Origin of the sequence: Pseudomonas sp. IPO3778 (assembly GCF_013386825.1) — a bacterium.
In the GTDB taxonomy this organism is placed as follows: domain Bacteria; phylum Pseudomonadota; class Gammaproteobacteria; order Pseudomonadales; family Pseudomonadaceae; genus Aquipseudomonas.
On the sequence record NZ_JACARC010000012.1, the window covers coordinates 81,291 to 97,872 of the forward strand.

Annotated in this window: 18 protein-coding genes; 9 read left to right on the forward strand and 9 right to left on the reverse strand. The window is 61.3% G+C overall.

Annotation, left to right across the window (positions count from 1 at the left end; genetic code table 11):
• The first annotated feature begins 90 nt into the window (after nucleotides 1–90).
• Nucleotides 91–510 (forward strand): organic hydroperoxide resistance protein, encoded by a 420-nt coding sequence (locus HX855_RS04130; protein ID WP_177088963.1) that lies wholly within the window; start codon nucleotides 91–93, stop codon nucleotides 508–510.
• Between the two features lie 140 nt (nucleotides 511–650).
• Nucleotides 651–2,327 (forward strand): ATP-binding protein, encoded by a 1,677-nt coding sequence (locus HX855_RS04135; RefSeq protein WP_177088964.1) that lies wholly within the window; start codon nucleotides 651–653, stop codon nucleotides 2,325–2,327.
• Between the two features lie 3 nt (nucleotides 2,328–2,330).
• Here the strand turns inward: HX855_RS04135 and HX855_RS04140 are convergent, their stop codons facing one another.
• The gene (locus HX855_RS04140; protein ID WP_177088965.1) at nucleotides 2,331–3,458 is read right to left on the reverse strand and encodes a diguanylate cyclase; all 1,128 of its coding nucleotides are present in this window, start codon (nucleotides 3,456–3,458) and stop codon (nucleotides 2,331–2,333) included.
• Between the two features lie 149 nt (nucleotides 3,459–3,607).
• Here HX855_RS04140 and HX855_RS04145 point away from each other — a divergent pair, with 149 nt between their 5' ends.
• The 3 genes from HX855_RS04145 (at nucleotide 3,608) to HX855_RS04155 (ending at nucleotide 5,833) form a co-directional block, all read left to right on the forward strand.
• Nucleotides 3,608–4,135, forward strand: a complete 528-nt coding sequence (locus tag HX855_RS04145; RefSeq protein ID WP_177088966.1) for a GNAT family N-acetyltransferase — start codon at nucleotides 3,608–3,610, stop codon at nucleotides 4,133–4,135.
• A gap of 133 nt (nucleotides 4,136–4,268) precedes the next feature.
• A complete protein-coding gene (locus HX855_RS04150) occupies nucleotides 4,269–5,321 on the forward strand; it encodes an alpha/beta fold hydrolase (RefSeq protein WP_177088967.1) in 1,053 nt (350 codons plus the stop codon).
• Nucleotides 5,321–5,833 carry a cytochrome P460 family protein gene (locus HX855_RS04155; RefSeq protein ID WP_177088968.1) on the forward strand — a complete coding sequence of 171 codons (513 nt, stop codon included), beginning with the start codon at nucleotides 5,321–5,323 and terminating at the stop codon, nucleotides 5,831–5,833. Before HX855_RS04150 ends, HX855_RS04155 begins: the two co-directional genes overlap by 1 nt.
• Here the strand turns inward: HX855_RS04155 and HX855_RS04160 are convergent.
• Nucleotides 5,830–6,207 (reverse strand): helix-turn-helix domain-containing protein, encoded by a 378-nt coding sequence (locus tag HX855_RS04160; RefSeq protein WP_177088969.1) that lies wholly within the window; start codon nucleotides 6,205–6,207, stop codon nucleotides 5,830–5,832. The two genes, HX855_RS04155 and HX855_RS04160, sit on opposite strands and share 4 nt — an antisense overlap.
• A gap of 128 nt (nucleotides 6,208–6,335) precedes the next feature.
• Here HX855_RS04160 and HX855_RS04165 point away from each other — a divergent pair, with 128 nt between their 5' ends.
• Nucleotides 6,336–7,193 carry an NAD(P)H-binding protein gene (locus HX855_RS04165; protein ID WP_177088970.1) on the forward strand — a complete coding sequence of 286 codons (858 nt, stop codon included), beginning with the start codon at nucleotides 6,336–6,338 and terminating at the stop codon, nucleotides 7,191–7,193.
• 58 nt (nucleotides 7,194–7,251) lie between these two features.
• Here the strand turns inward: HX855_RS04165 and HX855_RS04170 are convergent, their stop codons facing one another.
• The 4 genes from HX855_RS04170 to HX855_RS04185 all read right to left on the reverse strand — a co-directional run bounded on the left by HX855_RS04170 (nucleotide 7,252) and on the right by HX855_RS04185 (nucleotide 11,991).
• Nucleotides 7,252–7,680 carry a molybdopterin-binding protein gene (locus tag HX855_RS04170; RefSeq protein ID WP_134326728.1) on the reverse strand — a complete coding sequence of 143 codons (429 nt, stop codon included), beginning with the start codon at nucleotides 7,678–7,680 and terminating at the stop codon, nucleotides 7,252–7,254.
• Between the two features lie 175 nt (nucleotides 7,681–7,855).
• Nucleotides 7,856–9,265, reverse strand: coding sequence for an OprD family outer membrane porin (locus HX855_RS04175; protein WP_177088971.1), 1,410 nt, complete (start codon nucleotides 9,263–9,265; stop codon nucleotides 7,856–7,858).
• 204 nt (nucleotides 9,266–9,469) lie between these two features.
• The gene (locus tag HX855_RS04180; RefSeq protein ID WP_177088972.1) at nucleotides 9,470–10,879 is read right to left on the reverse strand and encodes an amino acid permease; all 1,410 of its coding nucleotides are present in this window, start codon (nucleotides 10,877–10,879) and stop codon (nucleotides 9,470–9,472) included.
• A gap of 77 nt (nucleotides 10,880–10,956) precedes the next feature.
• Nucleotides 10,957–11,991 carry a histone deacetylase family protein gene (locus tag HX855_RS04185; protein WP_177088973.1) on the reverse strand — a complete coding sequence of 345 codons (1,035 nt, stop codon included), beginning with the start codon at nucleotides 11,989–11,991 and terminating at the stop codon, nucleotides 10,957–10,959.
• A 118-nt stretch (nucleotides 11,992–12,109) separates the two neighbouring features.
• Between HX855_RS04185 and HX855_RS04190 the strand changes: the two genes are divergently transcribed.
• Together HX855_RS04190 and HX855_RS04195 are read left to right on the forward strand one after the other, a co-directional pair.
• A complete protein-coding gene (locus HX855_RS04190) occupies nucleotides 12,110–12,610 on the forward strand; it encodes an Lrp/AsnC family transcriptional regulator (RefSeq protein WP_177088974.1) in 501 nt (166 codons plus the stop codon).
• Nucleotides 12,607–12,930, forward strand: a complete 324-nt coding sequence (locus HX855_RS04195) for a hypothetical protein (RefSeq protein WP_309139817.1) — start codon at nucleotides 12,607–12,609, stop codon at nucleotides 12,928–12,930. The genes HX855_RS04190 and HX855_RS04195 overlap by 4 nt, the downstream gene beginning before the upstream one ends.
• A 393-nt stretch (nucleotides 12,931–13,323) precedes the next feature.
• Here HX855_RS04195 and HX855_RS04200 read toward each other — a convergent pair whose 3' ends face one another.
• A complete protein-coding gene (locus HX855_RS04200) occupies nucleotides 13,324–14,436 on the reverse strand; it encodes an alkene reductase (protein WP_177088975.1) in 1,113 nt (370 codons plus the stop codon).
• A 33-nt stretch (nucleotides 14,437–14,469) separates the two neighbouring features.
• Complete coding sequence (locus HX855_RS04205; RefSeq protein ID WP_177088976.1) at nucleotides 14,470–15,228, reverse strand: SDR family NAD(P)-dependent oxidoreductase; 759 nt, start codon at nucleotides 15,226–15,228, stop codon at nucleotides 14,470–14,472.
• A 126-nt stretch (nucleotides 15,229–15,354) separates the two neighbouring features.
• On the opposite strand from HX855_RS04205, the gene HX855_RS04210 reads away from it, so the two are divergent.
• Nucleotides 15,355–15,525 (forward strand): hypothetical protein, encoded by a 171-nt coding sequence (locus HX855_RS04210; RefSeq protein WP_375140056.1) that lies wholly within the window; start codon nucleotides 15,355–15,357, stop codon nucleotides 15,523–15,525.
• On the opposite strand, the gene HX855_RS04215 is transcribed toward HX855_RS04210, so the two are convergent.
• A complete protein-coding gene (locus HX855_RS04215; protein WP_177088977.1) occupies nucleotides 15,522–16,559 on the reverse strand; it encodes an alpha/beta fold hydrolase in 1,038 nt (345 codons plus the stop codon). The genes HX855_RS04210 and HX855_RS04215 overlap by 4 nt on opposite strands.
• Between the last annotated feature and the right edge of the window lie 23 nt (nucleotides 16,560–16,582).

Consider the following 16,582-nt stretch of genomic DNA (forward strand, 5'->3'; position numbering starts at 1 on the left):
CGCCGCCACGGGGCATGACACATTCCGGATACGCCAGCACGGTTTCCTGTGCACTCCGGCCCACCCAGGGCCACTCACCAGGAAACCGTCATGTCCCAGAACAGCACCGTGCTCTACACCGGCAAAACCCACACCACAGGCGGCCGTGAAGGCGCGTCCCACAGCGATGACCTGCAACTGGACATCAAGCTCTCGCCGCCCGGTTCCAAAGCCGCCGGCACCAACCCCGAGCAACTGTTTGGTGCCGGCTGGTCCGCCTGCTTTATCGGCGCGCTGGGCAAGGCGGCCCAAACCCTGAAAATCCGCCTGCCGGCCGATACCGCGGTGAGCGCCGAAGTGGACCTGGTGAACAGCCCCGAACAGGGCTATTACCTGCAAGCCCGCCTGCGGGTCAGCCTGCCGGGCGTGGAACACGTGGCAGCCCGTGCACTGGCAGACCTTGCCCACCAGACCTGCCCGTATTCCAAGGCCACCCGCGGCAATATCGAGGTCACGATTACCGTGGCCTGAAGGCGGTTCAGCGGATGATTATCCGGCCGAGACATTAAAGTGCCATATCGTCGATAATCCCGCTGAACTGGCTCGATGCCGGGATGTCTGTAGCTTGATATCCCGCATTCAGCAACCCGTGGCAAAGAAGGCGCTCCCCAATGACAAACTGGCTGCAAGGCTGCGGCGAAATGGCCGAACGGGTTCGCCACCACGACTGGGCCAACACACCTCTGGGGCCGATTGATCAATGGCCGGACGTGCTCAAGACCACCGTTGCCCTGTGCCTGGCCTCAAGCTTCCCCCAGGCGATCGTCTGGGGCCCTGGGTTGACCACCTTGTACAACGACGGGTTTATCCCGATTCTGGGCAACAAACCCGTCGCACTCGGGCGGTCTTTCAGCGACATCTGGCAAGAAGCCTGGCCGCAAATCAGCCCCATCGCCGACGCGGCCTTTGCAGGGCACGCCACCTTCATCGAAAACTTCCCACTGATGATCGAGCGCGGCAGCGAGCCGGAAGAAGCGTACTTCACCTTCTGCTACAGCCCGATACGCGATGTGCAGGGTAATGTGGTCGGCCTGCTCGACACCGTCACCGAGACCACGGCCACCGTCGTCCTGTCCCGAAGCCTGGCCGAGCTGAACGCAAGCCTTGAGCAGCGCGTCAATGAACGGACCACCCTGCTGGCCCAAACGGAAGCGGCGCTGCGTCAATCACAAAAGCTCGAAGCCATCGGCCAGTTGACCGGCGGCGTGGCCCATGACTTCAACAACCTGCTGACGATCATTCGCTCATCCGTCGACTTCCTGCGCATGCCCAGCCTGTCGGAAGAGCGGCGCCAGCGTTACATGAACGCCGTTACCGACACCGTAGAGCGTGCGGGTAAATTGACCAGCCAGTTGCTCGCCTTCGCCCGCCGCCAGCCGCTGAACCCGGAAGTGTTCGAGGCGGGCCAGCGGGTGAAAAACATCGGCGAGATGCTCGAGGCAGTCACCGGCGCGCGGATTCACATACGGGTCGAACTGCCTGGGCAGCCGTGTTACATCCGCGCCGACTCCAGCCAGTTTGAAACCGCGCTGATCAACATTGGCCTCAACGCCCGCGACGCCATGAACGGCCAGGGCACCCTGACCCTGCGCGTCGACACCGAGCAGCCACTGCCGCGCATCCGTGGCGATGCAAGCTCGCAGCAGCGCTTTATTTCGATCGCCCTTACCGACACCGGCGGCGGAATTCCCGGCGAGTCCTTCGAGCGCATCTTCGAACCGTTCTTCACCACCAAGGCCGTCGGCAAGGGCACGGGCCTTGGGCTGTCCCAGGTGTTCGGCTTCGCCAAGCAATCCGGGGGCAACGTCGATGTCGCCAGCCAGGTTGGCCAGGGCACGGTGTTTACCCTGTACTTGCCACAAGTGATGGCTGAAGAGTGCGTAGAACGCTGCACGCTGGCACCTTCCGAGCTGATCACCGAAGGCGCCCAACGGCACATCCTGATCGTGGAAGACAACCTGGAAGTCGGTCGTTTTGCCAACCAGATCCTGCAGGACCTGGGCTACCAGACCACATGGGCGACCAATGCCGAACAGGCGCTGGAACTGGCCGGCGCAGACGGGATGGGGGTCGACGCGGTGTTTTCCGATGTGGTGATGCCGGGCATCACCGGCGTGGCGCTGGCCAAGGAGTTGCGGCGGCGCCGACCCGACCTGCCAGTAGTATTGACCTCGGGCTACAGCGAGGAACTGGCTGAAAGCGGCTACGAAGGCCTGGTGTTCCTGCCCAAGCCTTACTCCGCCGACCAGGTCTCCCAGGTCCTGGCCACGGTGCTGCGCAAGGGCTGAGCCCTACTCCGCCACCGCCACCTGATTGCGCCCCAGCGCTTTGGCGCGGTACAGGGCCTTGTCTGCGGTGTTCATCAAGCCGTGCAGGTCTTGATCGACCGCACGGGCCCAGGCCACGCCCAGGCTGGCGGTCAGGCCATGGACCGGCTCGCTGGCCAGCCCGGCGATGGCCTTGATCAACTGCTCGGCGATGTCCCGTCCGGTCTCAAGCGAGGTGTCCGGCAACAACACCGCAAACTCTTCGCCCCCCAACCGCCCGTAGACATCGGCCTGGCGAAACGATGCGCTGATCACCCCGCCGATCTGCCGCAGCACCTGGTCTCCGGCCTGGTGGCCGTAGGTGTCGTTGATGTTTTTGAAGTGGTCCATGTCCATCATCAGTGCGCACAACGGCTGCTGGTTATGGCGACACTGTTCGTAGAGCAACTGCGCATGTTCAAAGAACGCCCGGCGGTTCATCAGCCCGGTGAGTTCGTCGGTTTGTGCGGCACGGGTGGAAATATTGTGGGCCCGCTCCATTTGCCGGGTCAGGCGAAAGGCCTTTTCCAGGGCGTCGGACAGCTTGCGCGTGGCGCCGCCGACAAATGACGAAAACACCAGCACCGCCAGCCCCATCCCCACTTGCATCGAGGAGGGCTGAAACAGCAGCCAGACCGTACACGGCAGCAACACCAGCCCCATGGACACCAGGGTCATGTAGCGGTAGGCCGAATAACACGAGACCGCACTGACGGACATGCCCACGGTAAACAGCATCACCAGTGCCTGGGACAGTCGGTCGTCGGTGGGTATCAGCGCCAGTGCGCCCAAGCCCCAGACGCCGGCAGACAGCATCAGCGTCAACCAGTAGCGCCGCTCCCAGCGCGCGGGGGTGCGGTCACTGTTGGGGCAGCGAAACCAGGCCATGAACATCGAGATCCGCAGCAGCGACGTCGCCGCCAGCACCACCAGCCATACCACTATCACCGAGTGATCAAAACGGTCCCAGCACAGCCAGCACAGCATGGCGGCCGCCATATAACTGCCGAACACGGCCGAAAAAGACTGACGAAACAACTGGTGCAATCGATCTGTTCGCACCTGCTCCTCGATGAAGCCATCCTGGTCCAGCCCACGCCCAAGGCCATTCATTTGGTCCGCCTGATCTTACTGCCGCGACAAAGTGCCATTGTGGCATCCTGCCAGTAGCCCTAACAACTGAATCAAGCGTGCTAGAGCGCCGAAAGCAGGATAAATATAGGTGAACCCCTTCCCTCTCGCTCCAGGGACCAGAGCCGCCCATGAATACCCAACCCCTATTCACCCCACGATTGATTCTCAGGGCCCCAACGGTCGACGATGTGGCCAGTGTATTGGCCATCTATGGCGATCCCGAGACCCACCGCTACAACCCTGCCGGTCCGTTGGCGGATATCGCCCAGGCGAAAGCGGCACTGGATCGCTGGCTGGCCCATTGGGCAACCCACGGCTTTGGCCAATGGGCGATCAGCACCCGAGACGCGCCGGAGTGGGTGATCGGCTTTGGCGGCATCACGCTGTACCCCTACAACGAGGTTGAGCGGATCAACCTCGGCTACCGCTTTGCCGTCAGCGCCTGGGGCAAGGGCTACGCGACAGAGTTAGCCACGGCCGCGTTGCACTATGGTTTCAAGGCACTGGACCAGCCGCAGGTGTACGGCGTGGTGCGGCCCGGGCACCAGGCCTCAATCAAGGTATTGGAGAAGATCGGTATGCAGCGTATCGATGAACTGGACGATGTACCCGGGCAAGCGCCCAGCCTGGTGTACGTGGCCACCCGGCCCGCCTGACCTGTGTATCGCAGTGTGTCCAAGCCGCCCTCAGATACACACGCTTTAACCCGATGGTTTTCTCGAAACAGGCCGGATACACAACCGCGTTCAACTGTGAGCCAGGCACACAACCCGCCGCTGGAGGCTCGCCATGCACACACCGTTGAACACCTTACCCGGCTTCAAACCCCGCCGCCTGATGGGCGCGTCGCTGCTGGCCGTTGCGCTGTTGCAGTTCGGTGCCCTCGGCGTCGCCAGCGCGCAAACCACCCAGGCGCCCGCCGTTGCCGGCGCGAGCACCCACACCGCGTTCGGCCCGTTAAAGCATGTGAAGGCTGGCGTGCTGGAGGTGGCTTACGCCGAAGTCGGCCCGGCCGACGGCCCGGTGGTGATCCTGCTGCACGGTTGGCCTTACGACATTGACAGCTATTCCGACGTCGCCCCGTTGCTGGCCGCCCAGGGCTACCGGGTACTGGTGCCCTACGCCCGCGGCTACGGCGACACGCACTTCCTGTCCGCCAAGACACTGCGCAACGGCCAGCCGGCAGCACTTGCCGTGGACCTGATCGACTTCATGGACGCATTGAACATCAAACAGGCCGTGCTCGGCGGCTACGACTGGGGCGCACGTACTGCCGACATCGTCTCGGCGTTGTGGCCGGAGCGGGTCAAGGCACTGGTGTCGGTCAGCGGCTACCTGATCGGCAACCAGGCGGCCGGCAAAAACCCATTGCCGCCCAAGGCTGAGTTGCAGTGGTGGTACCAGTTCTACTTCGCCACCGATCGCGGCGCCGCCGGCTATGCAAAAAACACCCATGACTTCGCCAAGTTGATCTGGCAGATCGCCTCGCCGAAATGGGCATTTGACGACGCCACCTTCGACCGCAGCGCCAAAGGCCTGGACAACCCCGACCACGTTGCCGTGTCGATCTTCAACTACCGCTGGCGCCTGGGCCTGGTCCAGGGCGAGAAAAAATACAACGCGCTGGAACAGAAACTCGCCACCGCCCCGTCCATCAGCGTGCCCACCATCACGATGGAAGGCGACGCCAACGGCGCACCACACCCGGCGGCGGAAGACTACGCCAAGCGCTTCACCGGCAGGTACGAGTACCGGCTGATCACCGGCGGCATCGGCCACAACCTGCCGCAGGAAGCCCCGCAAGCCTTTGCCAAGGCCGTGATTGATGCGGACCACTTGTGATGAAGCGCCTGCACCTTGCGGCACTCGTCGCGGTGACCGCCGCCATCGTGGCCACGGCTACCGGGTTGGCCTTCGGCGGCCCTGATGGTACGAGTGAGCCTTCACCGATCTACGGCGTGACCATTCCCGACGGCTACCGCCAATGGGAGATGATCGCGCCGGCCCAGGAAGCCGACCCGCTGAATGAACTGCGGGTGGTGCTGGGCAACAAGGTCGCGCTCAAGGCCTACCGTGACGGCTCTTTGCCCTTTCCCGACGGCACCGTGTTGGCCAAGCTGGCCTGGAAACACGTGCAGTCGCCCGAGTTCAAGACCGCCTCGATTCCCGGCGCGGCTACCACCGTGCAGTTCATGGTCAAGGACTCGAAGAAATACGCGGCGACGGGAGGCTGGGGCTTCGGACGGTTTATCAACGGCAAGCCGGTGGACCAGGCCCAACATGAGACGTGCTTCGCTTGCCATCAGGCGTTGGTGAAGAACCACGATTACGTGTTCACCCGGCTGGCGCCTTAATGCTTCGCATCGTAATCCTGCCTGGCGGCCTCGATGTCGTGGCGCCGGGCGGTCGCCCACAGCGCGAGGGCGCCCAAGGGCTCGGTCAGTGACTGGCCCATCGACGTCAGCGCGTACTCCACCTGTGGCGGGCGCGTCGGCAGCACCGTGCGCGAGACGATGCCGTCTCGCTGCAAACCTCTCAGGGTCATCGTCAACATGCGATGAGACACCCCGGGGACCCTGCGCATCAGTTCGTTGAAACGTACCGTGCCCGACAACAGTTGGCCAATCACCATCACCGCCCATTTGTCCGCGACCCGATCAATGATCTGACCCAGGTCGCAATGTTGCGTGGCATTGCGGGCCGCATCGCGCTCTGAAGTGTGTGGCATTGATCTAATACTCCGACTTAAAGGGCACGAACAAAAAAGTGCGTTATGCACCTTGGTGTGCATTCTTGTTGACCAGCATAACAAATGTATAGTTGTGACAAGTCTCTTCTTGTTATTAAAGGTCGTTTATGAAAATCGGTATAAGTGGTGCTGGCGGATATGTGGGCGGCAACGTTTTATCGCAACTTGCATCCCGTGCAACCGATGATCAACTGGTCGCGCTTTCCCGCAGCCTCGCCGTGATACCGGGCATTGAGAGCCGGTTTGCTGACTTCGACCAGCCCGACAGCCTGGAGCACGCCTACCACGGGCTGGACCGCCTACTGATTATTCCCGGGGACAATCTGGAAAAAGGCGTGATTGGCGCGCAACTTGTTCACGCCATCGACGCAGCACTCGAGGCCCATGTCGGGCATATATATCTGCTCTCTGCGGCCCATGTAAAAGTTGCAGCGTTCTCTGACCTTGGCGCTTCTTATCTAAACGCTGAAGAGCACTTAAAGTCACACGCGCGCCATTGGACCATTCTGCGCATGAACTTCTACACCGAAACCTTCGTGCAATTAGCCGGGCCTGCGATTGCCCAGGGCGTGTTGACCGGACTGGGCGAAGACAAGATCGCCCTGGTGAGCCGTGATGATGTAGCACAAGCCCTGGCCGGTGCCGTCAGCGGCAACGGGCAGGCAAACGCAACCTACGAACTGACCGGGCCACACAGCCTGTCGGGCGAAGAACGGGCCCGCCTGTTACAGGACCTCACCGGCAAACCGGTGAAATATCAGGTGATCAGCGAGCAGCAACTTCACTCGCAGTTGGCGGGGCTGCCGCCGTACTACGCCAGTGCGGCGCTCTCCATGCAGAAAGCCTTCGCACTGGGAGCATTTGATACCGTGACCGCCGACGTAGAGATGCTTTGCGGCCACGCCCCCGCCGCCGCAGACGAGATTTTACGCCGTGTGGCCACCGACACGACGCCGAGGTCCTGATCCCGCAACCCGCTGGCGGGCCTGACTGAAGTTGATGCCGCTGGCGTGCGGGGGTCTATCAGGCTGGCACGCCCAGGATGATATGGGACGCCTTGATCACCGCCGTGGCGCTCACGCCCGGCTTCAGGCCCAACTCGGCCACCGCGTCGCGGGTCACGATGGAAAACACCTTCGAACCCCCTGCCAACTCGATCACCACTTCCGCATTCACGGCGCCGTCGTTCACGCTCAGTACCTTGCCTTCCAGGCAGTTGCGGGCCGACAGGCGGATGTCGCTGGACTCGGTCATCAGCATCACCCACGGCGCCTTGATCAAGGCGACCGCTTCCTTGCCCACGGCAATGCCGAGGTTGCGGATGCTTTCCATGGTCACCACCGCCACCAACTGCTCGCCGCCGGGCAGGGTCAACACGACTTCGGCGTTGACCGCGCCGTCCTGAACCTGGCTGACCTGACCTTTGAATACGTTGCGTGCACTGACTTTCATGGGAACGGTCCTTTTCTTGACTTATAAGTTAGGAATTGCCGCGCATCTTTAAACGTATCGTTGTGTAAAAACAACTATAGCGCCCTGCTCTGCCAGCAAGCCGCTGGAAAAATGCCGCACAAAAAAAAGGCCGCCCAATCGGCGGCCTTCCTTTAAAGCGTTTACCGGCGACTCATTAAAAGAGTGCGTAGGTGTAGTTGAAGATCAGGCGGGTTTGATCCTGGTCCGCGGTGCCGGTGTTGTGGCCGTGGTAGCTACCGGTACGGAAGGTGGTACCGAAGCCTTTCAACGGGCCGGCTTGTACGACGTAATCAAGACGGAAATCGGTTTCGCGCTCGGACTGATCGCTGCCACCGGCAACCTTGGCCTTGATGTCGCTACCGTTGAGGTAGGCAACCGAAGCTTTCAGGCCCGGTACCAGGGTTCTGAAGTCATACAGGTACTGGCCGAAATTGACTTGCTCACCCGCACGGGAGAACTGGCCAACCACGGCGTCGGTGAACAGGTAGAAGTCAGAACCACCCGCGCCTTGGGCGGTTGGGTCGGCAATGCTGCCCTGGTTGACCCAGACGAAGCCGCCGTCGTCACTCACACCGATGTGGCCGAGCATCAGCTGACTGCCGCCCAACTGGTAGGTGAAGGCCGCACTGTAGGTTTTGTTGTCGACTTCACCGGCGTGCTTGGCATAACCGCCGTTGTTGTTGAACGCGTAGCCAGCCGAACCGTTTTTGCCGTCGCTGGTGCTGTCGAAATAGCGCAGGTCGGTTTTGAACGATTGGTCATTGCCCAACGGCAGTACGTGGACCAGGCCGAAGTAGTTCTGTTTGTAGAAGTCTTCCAGGTCGGCGTAGTAGTACTGCAACGTCAGGTTTTTAGCGATGACGTTGTCGGAAGAACCAAACGGCTGGTAGTCAACACCGCCGAAACGGAAGCTGTCACTGTCGCGGCTGGCACCGGCGACGCTCAAGCCCGTGGAGTTGCTCGAGGCACGACCTTCGGCCTTGTTCAGCTCACCGCCCACGAACGTGACGTTAGGAATGTCCTTGGAGGTCAGGATACCGCCGTCAAAGGTTTGCGGCGCGACACGGCTGTCGTTGGACACCAGGATAGGCAGGACCGGAGCCAAACCACCGCCGACGTGCAATTCAGTCTGGGAAATGCGGAACTTAACGTTGCCGGCTGCGCGACCGAAACTGTCAGCAGGCTCGGTGCCATTGTTCTTGACCGGAAAGAAACTGTTGCCGTTACCCGTCAGGCCAGCGCCCGCGGCGTGGCCATCGCCACCGTCCAGACGCAAGGCGCCGAACGCCATCACGTCCAAACCGAAGCCTACGGTGCCTTGGGTGAAACCGGACTTGTAGTCGAAGCGCAGCGCTGTGGCCGTTTCGCGCAGGTCGTTCGCGGTACCGGAGCGAACGTCGGCGTTGTAGTACATGGTGCGCGAACTGATCGACGCATGGCTGTCTTCGAGGAAGCCGCTGTGACCGTCACCCGTGCCGAGTGAGCCAAGACCAAAACCATCTGCGCTGGCCTGTTGTGCCAGGACTGCTGCGGTGATGGCCAACGCTAATGTAGAGAATTTCATGTACTGCGCCCCTGTGAACATTATTTTTTTACTGTCCTTCGAGCAAATATCGTTGCAGCCCTGCAAACGCTGCGGATTGTGGCATGGGGCCCACGACGGAGAATGTGAAATTTTTGTCATGTAGCGATGAAAAAACCGTCATACAAAGGCCGTACAAGGCGGCCTTTTTTAAGGGTTGAATCTCATTGGGTTGTATGACGACTGCTAGAGCGCCGTGCGCTGATCAGGCTGGACTCGGTGGCGAAAATGCGAGAATTGGTAGGCAACCGCCAGCCACATAAACCACGCGGGCATCACGCAAAGTGCCAGGCGTGTGTCTGGGCGAAGTGCCAGCAAGCAAAGTACGAACCCGAGGAACCCAAGTGAAATCCATGCCATTGGTACGCCACCCGGCATTTTGTACAGCGATTTTTCATGTAGCTCCGGGCACTTTTTCCGATAGGCGATGTAGGACGCCAGGATGGTCGACCAGGTAAAGATCACCAGAATCGCCGAAACGGTCGACACGATGGTGAATGCCGTCATCACTTCCGGGACTATAAACAGCAGCAACACGCCCAGCAGCATCAGGAAGGTGGTAAACGCCAGGCTGATAAACGGCACACTGTTTTTAGACAGGCGCCGGAAAATCCCCGGCGCGTCGCCCAGGTCCGCCAGGCCGAACAACATCCGACTGGCGGAAAACACCCCGCTGTTGGCCGACGAAGCTGCCGACGTCAGCACCACGAAGTTCACAATCCCGGCGGCGGCGGGAAACCCGGCCACCAGGAACAGTTCAACAAACGGACTCTTGCTGGGCGACACCTGCTGCCACGACGTCACGGCGATGATGCACGCCAGGGCCAGCACGTAGAACAGGATGATCCGCAGCGGAATCGAGTTGATCGCCTTGGGCAGCGTCTTCTCCGGCGCGCGGGTTTCAGCGGCTGCCGTGCCGATCAGCTCTGTACCGGCGAACGAGAAGATCGCCATCTGGAACCCGGCAAAGAAGCCAAACACGCCGTTGGGAAACGCCGCCTGTTTATCCAGCAAATGGCTGAGGGAAGCCGTGACACCGGTGGGTGACACAAATGAGCTGGCAATCAGCACCACGCTCACGCTGATCAACGTCACCACGGCGATGATCTTGATGATCGCAAACCAGAACTCCACCTCACCGAACAGCCGCACCGTCAGCACATTCAAGGCAAACAGGGTCAGCAGCATCGCAATCGCCGGGATCCAGGCCGGCACGTGCGGGAACCAGTACTGGAAAAAGCCCCCGACCACCACCGCATCCCCCACCACCGCCACGCTCCAGCTCAGCCAGTACGACCAGCCGAGAAAGAACGCGGCACGCGGCCCCAGGTACGCACCGGCAAAGTCGGCGAAGCTTTTGAAGTTCAGGTTGGATAAGAGCAACTCGCCCATGGCGCGCATCACGAAATACACAAACAGCCCGATGATCATGTAGATCAGGATGATCGACGTGCCGGACAGCGCAATGATCTTGCCCGAGCCCATAAACAGGCCGGTACCAATCGCACCGCCCATGGCCATCAGTTGAATGTGCCGGTTGTTGAGGGTGCGTTGCAAAGCGGGCTTTTCAATAAGCCCGGGCGCGGTTGTTTTCATCACAAAACCTCTTGTTATGTTTTTGAGTTTTGGCAGAAAAAAGTCAGGCGGTTTTTATAGTTGGGACGGCGTCGGGATCAGCTGCGTTTGTTCTCGAAACCCTGCAGCACGTTGACCGCGTTGATCCCGATCTCATCGACCATGTAGCCGCCTTCCATTACAAACAGCGTGGGCACGCCGACGCTGGCGATGATCTCGCCGATGCCGAGGAAGTCGCGGCTGTCGAGGAGGAAATGGCTGATGGGGTCGTCCTTGAACGTGTCGACACCGAGGGAAATCACCAGTACTTCCGGTGAGAACCTGCGCAGTTGATTGCAAGCGTCGAGCAAGGCTTCTTTATAGGTGCTCCACCCGGTGTTTTTGGCCAGCGGGTAGTTCAGGTTGAAGCCCTCGCCCGCTTCTGCACCGCGTTCGGCACTGAAGCCCGAATAGTAAGGATATGAAACGGACGGATCGCCATGCAGCGAGACGAACATCACGTCGCTGCGGTTGTAGAAAATGTTCTGCGTGCCGTTGCCGTGGTGGAAGTCCACATCCAGCACCGCAACGCGCCGGGCCCCACGGGTGATCGCCTGTTGCGCCGCAATGGCTGCGTTATTCAGGTAGCAATAACCGCCCATGTATTCCCGCGCTGCGTGGTGCCCCGGTGGGCGGCACAGGGCGAAGGCACTGTTGTGGCCTTCATCGATCAACGCCAGGCCGGTGAGAGCGATATCGGCGCTGGTCTTCACCGCTTCCCAGGTGGTGCTGGTGATCGGCGAACCGGCGTCCATCGCGAAAAACCCGAGCTTGCCGTCGATGAATTGCGGCACCTGGTCATTGGCCAAATCACGCACCGGCCACACCAGCGGCAAGGCGTCGTGGGCACGACCGATCGCAGTCCATTCGGCCCAGGCGGTTTCTAGAAAGGACACATAGCGTTCGCTGTGGGCATTGACGTAACAGGCCCGGTCGAAGGTGCGCGGCACGATGATATCGCCCAGCCCAACCTGCTTGACCCGGTCACGCACCGTGTCGGCGCGGCTGGGTTGTTCGAAGGACGGCTTGAGCACGCCATCCTTGAGTTCGGTGCCATGGTGCAAACGATGAGCATCGCTAAAAACAGTCAACATGAAAGGCATCCACCCGTGAAAGACAGGTGATTATTTTGTTCTGGCTGCGGTGGGCTTTCTTTGCTTTTACGTGCGCCGATGCTAGCGTAAACGGGCGTTTTTACCCTAAAGAGCCACCATGAAGAAAAATAAAACCAAACAGGTCGCACTTGACGACACCGACCTCGCCATCCTCGCGTTGCTGCAGGCAGACGCGAGTATTTCCAACGCCGAACTCAGCGAGCGCCTGTCCCTGAGCCTTACCCCGTGCTGGCGTCGACGTAAGCGGCTGGAGGAAGAAGGCGTGATCAAGGACTACCAGGCCAACCTGGATCGCAAGATGCTGGGCCTGGAAATCATGGCGTTTGTGCATGTGCGGTTTGCGGTGCATTCCGACCACACGCCGGAGGATTTTGAAGCGGTGATCAAGGAACTGCCGCAGGTGCAGGCGTGCCACAAGATCACCGGCGATGCGGATTACCTGCTGCAGGTGCTGGCGGAGGATTTGGATGCTTACAGTGATTTTGTGGAGAGTGTTTTGAGGCGGCAGTTGGGGATTGCGTCAATTCAGTCGAGCCTGGCGTTGCGGGAAGTGAAGGCGACGAGTCGGATGGCGATTCCGGGGCGAGTGGGGAAGTGAAAGAAGTTGCGCTATCGGAGCTTCAAATAGGGATAGATACATGCCTCACTGGAATCGATTTGGTTCCTGCATCCCTGCTCATCGACACCCACGCCCCGCTCGACGTCCTTCAGGCTATGGCTGATTACCGCATTCGCACGGTGACTCAGGTCCTGGAAAACATCGCCTTTCGTAGTGAGCTGCAAAGCGACACTGTTGTGCTCTCTGACTTCGCTCAGTTGCTGGCCCTTCCGTTGCGCGGTGGCTGTGACGTGATGGATGTGATGGGTCGGCGTTTGCGGGAGCAGGTTGAGGCGCAGGCCGATTCGGTAAGCGAGTAACGCAAAACCCCTGTGGCGAACGGGCTTGTCCTGTGGGGAGGGAGCTTGTCCTGTGGCTAGGGGGCTTGTCCTGTGGCTAGGGGGCTTGTCCTGTGGCTAGGGGGCTTGTCCTGTGGCGAGGGAGCTTGTCCTGTGGCGAGGGGGCTTGTCCCCCGTTGGACTGCGTAGCAGTCCCGTTTCTTGGGGGGGCGCTTCGCACTCCAGCGGGCGCAAGCGCCATCGCCATGGGGTGAGTGGTCGTCCGTTAGAGCGTGGTGTCTGATGGGGGGCTGGGGCTGCTGCGCAGCCCAACGGGGGACAAGCCCCCTCGCCACAGGAGAAGCCCCCCCTAGCCACAGGATGAGGCTTCTCATCACAGGGCAAGCCCCCTCGCCACAGGACAAGCCCGGTCAGTTACGCAACGACTTCCTCATTTAAGAAGCCGTAGTCGACATACCCCTCGGCTCCGCCACCGTAGAACGTATCGCGATTGTAGGCGTTCAGCGCCACACCCCTGCGCAAGCGCTCGGGCAAATCGGGGTTGGCAATAAACAACCGCCCGAACGCCACCAGGTCTGCGTCACCGGTGGCAATGATCTGTTCGGCGCTGTCCCTGTCGAATCCGCCGGCGGCCAGGATTGGCCCGTTGAATACGTTGCGCAACGCCTTGGACGCTACGGCGGGCACGTTCACTTCGAGGTCGTCAGCGCCGCGGACGCGCGGTTCGACAATGTGCAGGTAAGCCAGGCCGTAACGATTGATCGCGCGGGCGAGGTAGCCGAAGGTCGCGCTCGGGTTGCTGTCGGACATGCTGCCGAACTGGCCACTGGGGGAAATCCGCAGCGCCACACGGTCGCCGCCCCACACCGACACCAGTGCGTCCAGGACTTCCAGGGTGAACCGCGCGCGGTTCTCGATGCTGCCGCCATAGGCGTCCTCACGGTGGTTGCTGCCGTCTTGCAGGAACTGGTCAGGCAGGTAGCCGTTGGCACCGTGCAATTCCACGCCATCGAAGCCGGCAGCCTTGGCCCGCTCGGCGCCTCGCCGGAATTCATCGATGATGCCGGGAATGTCCTCAATCAGCAGTGCACGCGGCACCACTTGCTCCGCCTCGGCGATGCTGTCGCCGGCACGGATCACGGATTTTTCTTCACTGCGGATCGCTGAAGGCGCCACCGGCAGTTCGCCGCCCGTGTTGTCCGGATGAGCCTGGCGACCACCGTGCCACAGTTGCAGGTAGAGGCTGGCACCCTTGGCGTGGACGGCCTCGGTGACGCGCTTCCATCCCGCCATTTGAGCATCGGTGTAGATCCCGGGCGCGCCGGCGTAGGCGATGCCCAGCGGTGAAACGCTGGTGGCCTCGGCGATCAACAGTGCGCCGTTGGAGGCGCGCTGGCTGTAGTACTCGACCATCAGGTCGCCGGGCACGTCGCCCGCTTCGGTGCGCAGCCGGGTGAGCGGCGCCAATACGATACGGTGGGCCAAGTGCAGCGGGCCAACCTGGGTTGGGCTGAAAAGCTCGGTCATGTTGAATCCTTGAAGGGTTATAAACGTGGAGGCCTAGACTTGGGCAATGCCGCCGTCGACAAACAGGTCGATACCGGCCACGTAGCTGCTGTCGTCGGAGGCGAGAAACAGTGCTGCCGAAGCGATTTCATCGGCTCGGCCCAGGCGACCGAGGGGCACCGTCTCGGCGAATCGGGCGCGAATTCTGGCGGCCTCTTCCGGGGTGGAAACCTGGCTGTCCATGATCGGCGTATCGATGGGCCCGGGGCTCAGGGTATTGACCCGAATACCGCGCTCTTTGAGTTCCATCGTCCAGGTACGGGCGAACGAGCGCACGGCGGCTTTGCTGGCGCTGTACATCCCGTGGGCCGGAAAGCCCTTCACGGCGGCAATCGAGCCGGTGAGGATGATGCTTGCCCCGTCGCGCATCAGCGGCAAGGCCTTCTGCACGCTGAACACCAGGCCGCGTACGTTGACGTCGAAGGTTTTGTCGAAATGCTCCGCCGCGAACTGATCGAGCAGGCGGTGCTCGATCATGCCGGCATTGGCGAACAGCACATCGATCTTGCCCTGGGTGTTCTGCACGGTGGTATAGAGGCGATCCAGGTCATCCGGCGAGGACACATCGCCCTGCACCGCCGTGACGTCGCCGCCGATCAACGCGACGGCTTCGTCCAGCTCCACCTGCCGGCGGCCGAAGATGAACACGCTGGCGCCCTCTTCCACAAAACGCTTGGCCGTCGCCAGCCCGATACCGCTGTTGCCGCCGGTGATAACCGCGACTTTGCCATTTAGCCTGCCTGGGTGACTCATGAGGTGCTCCGTCAAGGGGGTCCGTTACCGTTCGCCTGCGGTTGGCAGGCGACTGACTCAAAGGTTAGGTCCGATGCAGAGCACTCAGTAGAAGGGTCGGCGGAATGACGGTTATTCCTGTGACGCATGGCCACGTCTATTCACGCCGGTGCCGGGGTTTTTCATCACCTCTGCGATCATGTTCAACACGGGCCTGCAGGCGCAGAAGCTCGGGATTGCCTGGGGGTGATCGGCCTGGTCTACCTGGGGTTCCTGAGCTCCAAGGGCGCGAGCCTGGGGCTGTCCAAGCACCTCTAGCGCAGGGATTGCTGCAGGAACTCGCTGATCAAGGCGAGTACCTGCTGCTGGATCTGCGCTTTGGGACGGGCGCCCTTGGCATCCAGGCAGATGAAGCCTTCGCCGGGGTCGCTCTGTTCAATCCGCTCCACCGCGCCCGGCTTGCATAGAGGCAGGAAGCTGAAGTGGGTGGCGTCGCTGATTTCCACGTAGCGTGAAGTTGTCGGCGGCAGGCGTTTTGCCAGGTCGGCCGACTCCAGCGCGGCGGGCAATTCCGGGGACGGTGTGCCCGCTGCAATCACCAGCGTAGGCCGGTGCAACGCCGCCAGGCTTTCATCGCTGAAGCCGCGGGCGAAGCCCAGGTCCAGGGACACAATGGCGGCCACGCGCTGGTCGCTCAAGTCTTCGGCCAAGCGCTGTTTGGCCTGCGTCGTGCGACCCGCCTCGATCAGTTCGTAGGCCTTGCAGGGCGCGATCTCGGGATGCACTTTGCAGTCGTCGGTAAAGCGCTGCGGGTCAAACCGGGCGCCGCCGACTTCCAGTGCGGTCCAGCCACCGAGTGAGTGCCCCACCACGGCGACTTTGTGATCGGCCACCGCGCCAAACCGCTTGGGTTGGGCGATCACGGCGTCGATCACCCGGTGGATATCCAGGGGACGCTTCCATAGCTCGGAGGCGGCGGGCTGGGTGCGGTCCTTGCTGGTGGTGCCCGGATGGTTGGGCGAGGCGACGATATAACCCTGCCCGGCCAACGCACTGGCGAGCCAGGACTGGTTGATCCAGTTACCGAAGATGCCGTGGGAAATCACCACCAGCGGATGCTCGCCGGCAGCCGGCGCGGCGTCCCTCAAGGCCAGTGCACCCACAAACACCGGATTGTCCGCAATCAGTTGCGGCGTGCCGGCAGCCTGGGTCGGGTACCACACCGCCACCTGCAACGGCCTGCCGTGTTCAGCGTCGGGGATCACGATTTCCTGGAATCCGGTCCGCACCTCATTGGCCTGGGCCAGGCCGGTGACAACCATCCATAACAGCGCAGCACACAGCGTTTTCATCCTTGAGTTCCCTAAGTGGCTAA

Excerpts from the sequence above, each read along its gene's own strand:
- HX855_RS04130 (WP_177088963.1), top strand. The coding sequence starts at position 91 with ATGTCCCAGAACAGCACCGTGCTCTACACCGGCAAAACCCACACCACA.
- HX855_RS04135 (WP_177088964.1), top strand. The coding sequence starts at position 651 with ATGACAAACTGGCTGCAAGGCTGCGGCGAAATGGCCGAACGGGTTCGC.
- HX855_RS04140 (WP_177088965.1), bottom strand. The coding sequence starts at position 3,458 with ATGAATGGCCTTGGGCGTGGGCTGGACCAGGATGGCTTCATCGAGGAG.
- HX855_RS04145 (WP_177088966.1), top strand. The coding sequence starts at position 3,608 with ATGAATACCCAACCCCTATTCACCCCACGATTGATTCTCAGGGCCCCA.
- HX855_RS04150 (WP_177088967.1), top strand. The coding sequence starts at position 4,269 with ATGCACACACCGTTGAACACCTTACCCGGCTTCAAACCCCGCCGCCTG.
- HX855_RS04155 (WP_177088968.1), top strand. The coding sequence starts at position 5,321 with ATGAAGCGCCTGCACCTTGCGGCACTCGTCGCGGTGACCGCCGCCATC.
- HX855_RS04160 (WP_177088969.1), bottom strand. The coding sequence starts at position 6,207 with ATGCCACACACTTCAGAGCGCGATGCGGCCCGCAATGCCACGCAACAT.
- HX855_RS04165 (WP_177088970.1), top strand. The coding sequence starts at position 6,336 with ATGAAAATCGGTATAAGTGGTGCTGGCGGATATGTGGGCGGCAACGTT.
- HX855_RS04170 (WP_134326728.1), bottom strand. The coding sequence starts at position 7,680 with ATGAAAGTCAGTGCACGCAACGTATTCAAAGGTCAGGTCAGCCAGGTT.
- HX855_RS04175 (WP_177088971.1), bottom strand. The coding sequence starts at position 9,265 with ATGAAATTCTCTACATTAGCGTTGGCCATCACCGCAGCAGTCCTGGCA.
- HX855_RS04180 (WP_177088972.1), bottom strand. The coding sequence starts at position 10,879 with ATGAAAACAACCGCGCCCGGGCTTATTGAAAAGCCCGCTTTGCAACGC.
- HX855_RS04185 (WP_177088973.1), bottom strand. The coding sequence starts at position 11,991 with ATGTTGACTGTTTTTAGCGATGCTCATCGTTTGCACCATGGCACCGAA.
- HX855_RS04190 (WP_177088974.1), top strand. The coding sequence starts at position 12,110 with ATGAAGAAAAATAAAACCAAACAGGTCGCACTTGACGACACCGACCTC.
- HX855_RS04200 (WP_177088975.1), bottom strand. The coding sequence starts at position 14,436 with ATGACCGAGCTTTTCAGCCCAACCCAGGTTGGCCCGCTGCACTTGGCC.
- HX855_RS04205 (WP_177088976.1), bottom strand. The coding sequence starts at position 15,228 with ATGAGTCACCCAGGCAGGCTAAATGGCAAAGTCGCGGTTATCACCGGC.
- HX855_RS04210 (WP_375140056.1), top strand. The coding sequence starts at position 15,355 with ATGGCCACGTCTATTCACGCCGGTGCCGGGGTTTTTCATCACCTCTGC.
- HX855_RS04215 (WP_177088977.1), bottom strand. The coding sequence starts at position 16,559 with ATGAAAACGCTGTGTGCTGCGCTGTTATGGATGGTTGTCACCGGCCTG.